We start from the raw sequence: 4,962 nt of genomic DNA on the forward strand, positions 1-4,962 counted from the left end.
CCCGAAATGGTCGGCATTCGCGACGACGAAGCCTTGATGCCGCGTACCCGTCCGACATTCGAAGGCTACCGCCTGCTGCGGGAATATTTCATGATGCCCGAGCGCTTCCACTATGTGCGGGTTTCTGGCCTGAACCCGGTGGTGCGCAAATGCGACGGAGGGCTGGAGGTCATTTTCCTGTTCCGGCGGCCCGTACCTGAGCTTGCCGACCTTACGCCCGCCGATTTCGAGCTCTTCGTAACCCCGATCATCAATCTCTTCGAGCGCGAGTGCAACATCGTCGAGCTCGATCCCCGCCGGACGCGGCAGGTACTGCATGCCGACCGTACGCGGGCGCGCGACTTCGAGATCTATCGGGTCACGCGGGTCGAGGACGCCGAGAGCGAGGGCAGCGACGCCGAAATACCCGAGCTCTTCAGCCTGGGGCAAAACCGCGGCAGCGGCTGGGTCTACTCCACCGAGCGCCGGCCGCGCCGGCCCACCGAGGATGAGCGGCGCGATGGCCTGACCCGCACCTCCTACACCGGGGACGATGTCTTCCTGGCCGTTTCGCGTCCCATCGCAAGCCCGGCGAACCGACCTCTGAGGCGCCTCGACATCATGGCGCTTTGCACCAATCGCGACCTGCCGATCCTCGACGACAATCCAACGCTGACGCTGGAGACGGGCGACCCGGTCGAGGCGGTCAGGCTCATCGGCGCGTTGCGTCCGCCGCAGCCGGCGATCCCGGCGGCGCTGCCGGCGGGCGCCGAGGGTGAATCCAGGGCCGACAATCTCGCCTGGCGGCTGGTGGCCCAGCTCGGGCTCAATTTCCTCAGCCTTGCCAAGGAAGGTCGCGGTGTCGATCCGCTCCATGCGTTGCTCGACCTCTATGCCGACCGCGGCGATCCGGGTCTCGCCCGCAACGTGCATTCGATCGTGCGCATCGACTCGCGCCCGGTCATCGAACGACTGCAGATCGACGGGCCGATGTGCTTCGGGCGGGGCACGGAAGTAACGTTGCATGTGGACCAGTCCGTGCTCGCGGGACAAAGCACCCTGCTGCTTTCGGCCTTGCTCGCGCGGCTGTTCGCCCGCCATGCCGGAATAAACGGCTTTGTGCGGACCCGCACGCGGCTGCTGCAGAAGCAGGAGGATGTGCCATGGCCGATGACGCCCGGCAATCGCTACCTGATCTAGGCAGCATCGGATCGGGCCGGAGCGAGGGCCTGTCCCAATCGTTCGACTTCTTCGAGCTGCTGCGCCGGCTCGAACGCAGGGGCGGCCTATTCGGCCATTCCGGCCGGTTGGAACGCGAGCCGGCAAGACTCGGACAGCATGTGCGCCTGAGCTTCTCGGCCAGGGACGTGGTGGACTTTCAGGAAGCCGCCGACAACGCGCCGGCGCGGGTCACGGTTGCAAATCTCGGCCTGATGGGACCTGAAGGTCCGCTGCCGCTGCATCTGACCCGCTGGGTGCTTGATCGCCTGTCGCAGCGCTGGTTCACCGGCGCCGATGCCAGGCAGACCAGCGACACGACCTTTGTGGACTTCGTCAACATCCTCCAGCATCGCATGATTGCCCTGTATTACCGGGCTTGGGCGGATGCCCACTCGGGAGTGCAGGTCGAACGCGCTGTCGGCGGCCGCGTCCGCGCAATGCTCGAGGCGATGGCCGGCATTGGCCTTCCCGGCACCCAGGACCCCGAACTCGACACCGTCAAGCTGCGCCAGGCCGCTTCGCTTGCCAGCCAGGTCGACGGTCCGGAACGGCTCACCCTGTATCTCGCCGAAGCCTTCAAGGTGCCGGTGCAGGTCAAGGAGTTCGTCGCCGCTTGGATATCGGTGCCGACCGCGCTGCAGAGCCGCCTGGCCAAGGCCTACGCGGCCCTCGGCCGCGGGGCGACGATCGGCCCGCGCGTTTTCAGCCGCCAGAGCAGGATCGAGCTGCGCGTCGGCCCCCTCGGCCTGGAGGACTTCAAGTCGTTTCTGCCGGGCAGCCGGCGGCTGACGCTGTTCAAGCACGCGGTTCGCGACATGATCGGGGAAACGCTCGACGTCGACCTGCGTATCGTGCTCGCTCGCGAGGCCGTGCCGCCGCCTCGCGTCGGAACCGTCCAGCTTGGCCGGACCGCCTGGCTTGCGCGGCCCCCCGAAAGGGGAGATGCTGACGATCTGCGGCTGCGCACGATCGTCGGATGGCGGCCGGAGATAGCGGAGGTCGCGGCATGAGTCTGCTGCTGACGCTGGAGCAAGGGCCACGCACCCAGGCGGTAAGGCAGACCCGGCTGGACGAGGGCGAACTGGTGATCGGCCGCAGCGCCGACGCCGGCTGGCAGATCGACGATCCGGACATGTTCGTCTCGCGCGCCCATTGCAAGATCACCGGCGGGCAGGACGGCTATTTCGTCACCGACACCTCGAGCAGTGGACTGTTCATAAACGACTCCGACAGCCCGCTCGGCGCCGGCAGGTCGGCACGCCTGCAAAGCGGCATGCGGCTGAGGCTCGGCGACTACATACTCCATGTCGACCTGCAGGCGCCGGCCATGCAGCCGCCGGCCACCAGCCAGCCTGTCGCCGAACGGTCGCCGCCGGCGTCTCGCGCGCCGGTCAGCATCGGCAACGACGATTTCTTTTCGGCCAGATCCGACGAAGAGCCGCGGCGACCGCGTCCGTCCGACCTGCCGGACCCGTTCGAGCAACCGCTGCCGGGGGCGTTCGCACGCGCCAACGTGAACCAGGGCAGCTCTCAGGCCTTCGACGATCCGTTCAGCCTCGATCCTGTGCCCTCCCTCAACGGCGCGGCCGAATCCGCTCCGGCAAAGCCGTCGCCCATCCAGGACGATTTCGGTTTCGGGCCGGCCGCTCCGGCGCATGGCGAATGGCCGGCGGGCCAGCGCGAGCGCGTCGCCGAAAGACCGCAACCAGCGAACCCATGGGACTTGCCGGCGCAGGCGCCCGAGCCCCCTCCCGCGCCGCGTGTGGACGCCAGTCCGCGACCGGTCCGTCAGCCGCCGGCGGCCCCGTCGCAGTCGCACTCGGACATGGCGCTTCGCGCCGCCTTCCTGCGCGGCATGGGCGTCGAGGAAGCCGATCTCGCCGGCCGCGACGCGATCGCCGAGATGGAGAAGTTCGGGCGGGAGTACCGGCTGATGATGGAAGGGCTGATGCAGCTTCTGCGCAAGCGCTCGGAGGAAAAGGGAAACGCGCGTGTCGCCCAGACGATGGTTGGCGCCTCCGAGGTCAATCCGCTCAAGTTCCTGCCGACGGTCGACGATGCCATCGTAACCATCCTTGGCGAACGCAGCCCCGGCTTTCTTGATGGCGAGGCGGCGATCTCGGACGCGGTCCGCGATCTGGCGCAGCATCACGTGCGCGCCTGGCGCGGCGTGCAGGCGGCGCTTCGCCAGATGGTCGACCGCTTCGACCCGGCGGCGATCGAGGATGAGCTGAAGTCGAATTCCGCGATCGGCACGCTGCTTTCGGGTGGGCGCGGCGCCAAGCTGTGGGAACTCTACCGGAAACGCCACCGTGAGATCGCCGAGAGCGCTGAAAAGACCTTCCTTGGCGAAGTCGGCGCTGATTTTAGGGATGCATATGAGGAGGAGTGAGACATGATCGATCGACGCGAATTCATCATTGCCCTTGGTGCCACGGGGCTGGTTTCGGCCTGCCAGAGCGGTCCGCCGAAACCATCGGTGATTACCGTCAACGTGAGCGGCGGAGCCGGCATGAACCCGGGGCCAGGCGGCGGAGACCGGCCGGTGACGGTCCTGGTGATGCGGCTGAGCAGCACTGGCAAGTTCAATTCGGCCGACTATTTCGCGCTGCAGGGCGATGCAGGGTCCGCGCTCGGGGCCGACCTCATCGGATCCGACACCATCTCCGTCGCGCCGGGAAAGACCGCGGCCAAGACCATCACGGTCGAACCAAACGCGACGGCGCTCGGTTTCGTCGCGCTGATCCGCGAACCTGGTGGGAGGAGCTGGCGAACGACCAAGTCGGTCTCGCCTGGATCCAAATTCACCATCAACGTGACGCTCGGCGGCGGCGGTATCTCCGCCTAGCGGCGAGACAGGGCGAGACAGGAAGTGGCTCCGTGCAGAGAGTAACGGCATGAGCGATGCAAACAGGGTGCTATGGTCTGAGGGACTGTTTCTGCGGACCCAGCATTTCCAGCAGCAGGACCGGTTCCTCGAGGCAACGGTGCGCGGCGCCTTGCGGGCCGGGCAACTGCATACGTTCGGCTTCCAGCAGCTTACCCTGGATCAGTCGTTGCTCGACGCCGGCCAGATCGCCATCTTGTCGGCGCGGGGTATATTCCCCGATGGAACTCCCTTCTCCATTCCCGAGATGATGGATGCGCCGCGACCCTTGCCGGTCACGGCCGACACCGGCGCAGGGCCGGTGCTGATCGCGCTGCCGCTCGAACCTCCCGGAGGCGTCGGCTTCGATCCGGCGCACGCCGCATCCACCGGCGCGCGCTATCACGGGCGGATCGTCTCGGTCCGCGACGCGGTGCAAGGAGGTTCGGACCCCGAGGAAATCGAGATTGCCCGGCCGCAGGCGCTGTTGCTTGCGCCGGGCAAGTCGGTTGGCGGCTACACCGCCCTGCCCGTCGCCGATGTCAAAGGCGTGCGGGCCGATGGTGGCGTCTCGCTGGACGAGACGTTCCTGCCGCCGACATTGATCACGGGTGCGGTGGCCTGGTACCGGCAATTGCTTCTGGAAGTCGTCACCGGCCTCGACCAGATCGCCGAGGCGCATGGCAAGATGGTGATGGGCGGACCAGGGCGCAGTGTCGAAGACCTGTTGATGCTGCACCTTGCCAACGCGGCGCGCCCGCGGCTGGCGCACATGCTGACGCAGGACGTCTTTCACCCGGCCGAGCTCTACCTCGAGCTTGCCGGCCTCGCTGGCGAGATGGCGACCTACGGCTCCAGTTCGCGACGGCTGGGCGAATTGCCGGCCTATGACCACA

5 protein-coding genes are annotated in these 4,962 nt (G+C 67.1%); all 5 read left to right on the plus strand.

Going from position 1 to position 4,962, the window contains the following annotated elements:
- On the plus strand, window positions 1–1,179 hold a 1,179-nt coding region (locus EN781_RS25625; protein WP_189347848.1), incomplete at its 5' end, for a type VI secretion system baseplate subunit TssF.
- Window positions 1,143–2,210, plus strand: a complete 1,068-nt coding sequence (tssG, locus tag EN781_RS25630) for a type VI secretion system baseplate subunit TssG (protein ID WP_127400448.1) — start codon at window positions 1,143–1,145, stop codon at window positions 2,208–2,210. The genes EN781_RS25625 and tssG, both read left to right, overlap by 37 nt.
- On the plus strand, window positions 2,207–3,592 hold the full coding sequence (tagH, locus tag EN781_RS25635) for a type VI secretion system-associated FHA domain protein TagH (RefSeq protein ID WP_126058944.1): 1,386 nt from the start codon (window positions 2,207–2,209) through the stop codon (window positions 3,590–3,592). The genes tssG and tagH overlap by 4 nt, the downstream gene beginning before the upstream one ends.
- A 3-nt stretch (window positions 3,593–3,595) precedes the next feature.
- Entirely contained in the window at window positions 3,596–4,048 is a 453-nt protein-coding gene (gene tssJ, locus EN781_RS25640; RefSeq protein ID WP_126058943.1) for a type VI secretion system lipoprotein TssJ, read from the plus strand.
- Window positions 4,049–4,097: 49 nt separating this feature from the next.
- On the plus strand, window positions 4,098–4,962 hold an 865-nt coding region (gene tssK, locus EN781_RS25645), incomplete at its 3' end, for a type VI secretion system baseplate subunit TssK (RefSeq protein ID WP_127400449.1).

The sequence above is a fragment of the Mesorhizobium sp. M4A.F.Ca.ET.090.04.2.1 genome (assembly GCF_003999085.1).
Lineage (GTDB): Bacteria > Pseudomonadota > Alphaproteobacteria > Rhizobiales > Rhizobiaceae > Mesorhizobium.

Bases quoted from the DNA above. Each gene is read 5' to 3' on its own strand.
- tssG (WP_127400448.1), top strand. From the start codon at position 1,143: ATGGCCGATGACGCCCGGCAATCGCTACCTGATCTAGGCAGCATCGGA.
- tagH (WP_126058944.1), top strand. From the start codon at position 2,207: ATGAGTCTGCTGCTGACGCTGGAGCAAGGGCCACGCACCCAGGCGGTA.
- tssJ (WP_126058943.1), top strand. From the start codon at position 3,596: ATGATCGATCGACGCGAATTCATCATTGCCCTTGGTGCCACGGGGCTG.